This window comes from Nostoc sp. NOS(2021), assembly GCF_017115025.1.
Lineage (GTDB): Bacteria > Cyanobacteriota > Cyanobacteriia > Cyanobacteriales > Nostocaceae > Nostoc.
Genome location: NZ_JABXKM010000005.1, coordinates 1 through 2,839 on the forward strand (window position 1 = coordinate 1; position 2,839 = coordinate 2,839).

Here is a 2,839-nt window from a genome sequence, read left to right on the forward strand (position 1 = left end):
CAAGGATTTTTTCGCCCACGAGGGGCGAAAGCGCGTAGCGGGACGAAGTACGGCTTAAAACCTTGCAACTCTACAAGACGCTACCGCGAACGGGGCTAATTCTCTCTTTTCTGTTAAGAGTTCCCTATTCCCGCCCCGAAAGGGATGGGTAAATCAGCAAAAAAATAGGGTGTGCAATGCCCACCCTACTAATTGATCTTCTAGAAAGTTATTTTTCCGGCTTTAGTGATTGACCTTTAGAACAGCGGTCAAACCACTCCTGGTATTTTTTCTGGTGTGACTCATCTTCAACAGCAATGGTAACACGCACCTGCTTGCATCCGTGATTTCGCTCTAGTGCGATCGCATTCAACAATAAACTAGCAGTTTTAGGGGAGCTAAATTCGCCGCTTATCGTTAAACTGCTGTCAAAACGTGTAACTTCAAGTCTTTCTCCTTCGGTCAAGTCAATGCCAGAAATTTCCTCTTGTCCTAAATCAATTTCTGCTAGTTGTTTGTGTTCTGGACTAATTTGTTCCACAATCAGCTTTTCACGCCGCACAGGAACTTGTATCATCCGGGTTTCGATGACTTTGCGAACAATCACCTCACCAATTTTACGCTTACTGCTTTCAACAACTAGCCGTTCTTCTAGTAAACGAATAATCTGTTCTTCGCTAACCTGTTCTAAATTTACTGGCTCAACTGGGCTATTTGTAGTTTGATTATTGACTAGCGGCTCAGTTGAATTTTCTGATTGTGTCCCTAGACGCGCAGCGGCTTGCTGATAGGCATCGCCTGGTGTTTCTGTTTCTAAATATTCAGGCATATACTCAATTTCTGATTTCTTTAAGTCTATGAAAACAGATTTACTTGGCTTGTCAATTTGTTTGATTTTCTGGCTCTGCAACCGAAATAAGGAAGGATGTTCATCGGCTAACGGCTGACCATATTTTACGGTTTTTTGATTAGCCTGTTTAGATATAACTAAGTTTAACCGACGATTGGCATCTACAATTAAATCATGAACTACTCCTACTAGTTGACCTTGCTTATCGATGACAGCAAAATTCTTCACCTTCTTTCTTAAATCGGCTAATGAGGTGCTAGTGCGAGTGCTCGTATTTGCCTGTCCAATGTTTTTTTTCATCGGTTGGCTATTCATATGCAAAATTTATGAACTACTTTCTAGTTAGCTTTTAAATGTATTGCTCGTCTGAATACCATTTAGAAAATGTTTGCTAGAGATATATTTATATAACCCATATCCAGAGCAATATTCGCAATCCCAAATCTAAACTGGTATCAGCTATTGCAAGCACAGGTAAAGCTGATTCAACAGCCTCACCTGCACTGTATCGAATTAATTATTAGTCATTAGTTACTAGCTAATGACTATATTTAATTAGCGTTCTTCAATCGGAAGATTACTAGAATTCACATCTAACTCTTCACGACGCACAGTTTCTTGAGTTTCAACTGTGTCTTGATCTACCACTTTTCTAACTCTGACTTCTTCACGCAAAAATGCTTCTTTACGAATATCAGGAGTTTCTTCGTGGAGTTCTATGCGAGCAACTTCGCCTTCACGGAAATCTGCTTCGCGCCCAGAAACGGCAGTACCTGCATCTGCTGGAGTTACACGTTCAATTACAACTCGCTCTCTTTCCACCGGCACTACAATCCGTGCAGTATCAGTCTCAACACGCTTGCCAATTGTTACTTCTCCAGTTTTTTGGCGTTTCTTACTGGCAATCAGCCGTTCTTCATATAATCTCAGAGTTTGATTCTCTTGCTCATTTAACCCGTATAAAGAAGGGTCATTTTCGTAAGTGTAGCTATCACGATTGTAAGTAGGCGTAACCGGCTGCTGATAGGTTGTATCTACTGGTGCTGTCGCTTGCAATGGTAATGAAGCATCTAGAGGAAGGGCGTAGTCTGCCGGTTGTACTAATGAAGCATCTAGAGGAAGAGCGTTGTCTCCCGGTTGGCGATATACCCCACGCACCCGTTCTTCATAGTCGTAATCAAGGGTTTGGCGTTCATTGAACTCAGGTAAATCTTCTGCTTGCTCTCTAGTCAAGCCAATTGTGTAAACACGATCAGTCTTATAGTCGATACGGGCACGACCAATTGGTAGTAATACTTTTTTACCAAAAATCCAGAAGCCTAAGTCAACGACTAGATAGCGAAAATGACCTTCCTCATCAACTAAAACGTCGTTTACGGTGCCAATCTTTTCATCAGTTCCTTGTGTATAGACACCTAGACCTTTAATGTCATGTCCATCAAAACTATCCTGATAGTTAGGCTCGAAATCTTGTAGTTTGTGAAGAACCATTATTTATATTTAACCTCAAAAATTTTCTCGTCATCTCTTAATAACTAAAGTAGACATTTATTTACTTTTTTACCTCCTTCTGGCGAATGAATTCTTTGCAGATTTAAATAATCAAAAGTTATATAGGAATCATATTTGATTTCTGAAAAAGGCTACGAGATAATACGGAGGGATATATCTGTCTAAAAGGTTGTTTGAAAAGTCGTAAAGTTTACCGAAGAACCCCGCTTCCATTCCTCTCCCCCACAGTCCGAGAGGCTTTGAAACCCCCCTTCCCTACGAGGGAAGGCTTAGTCGGGTGGTTAGGTTTGGGAGGCTTTGATGTTACCAAAAATACTTTTCAAACAACCTCTAACAGCGAACAATGATAAACCAGCATCTACAAGCCGCGATACCTTCTCTGCGAGACGCTACGCGAACGGTGACAGGACTTACGCATCAAGTACGAAATGTAGGGGCAATTCATGAATTGCCCCTACGGTAAATCAAGGCTTTCACTGCCTTTTTGCGTAAGTCCTG

Annotated in this window: 2 protein-coding genes; both read right to left on the minus strand. The window is 41.3% G+C overall.

The annotated features are described in order from the left end of the window. Positions 1–208: 208 nt before the first annotated feature. Positions 209–1,129 (minus strand): DUF2382 domain-containing protein, encoded by a 921-nt coding sequence (locus HWQ41_RS00085; RefSeq protein WP_292758546.1) that lies wholly within the window; start codon positions 1,127–1,129, stop codon positions 209–211. Positions 1,130–1,384: 255 nt separating this feature from the next. Further along, the gene (locus tag HWQ41_RS00090) at positions 1,385–2,320 is read right to left on the minus strand and encodes a DUF2382 domain-containing protein (RefSeq protein WP_292758549.1); all 936 of its coding nucleotides are present in this window, start codon (positions 2,318–2,320) and stop codon (positions 1,385–1,387) included. Positions 2,321–2,839: the final 519 nt, after the last annotated feature.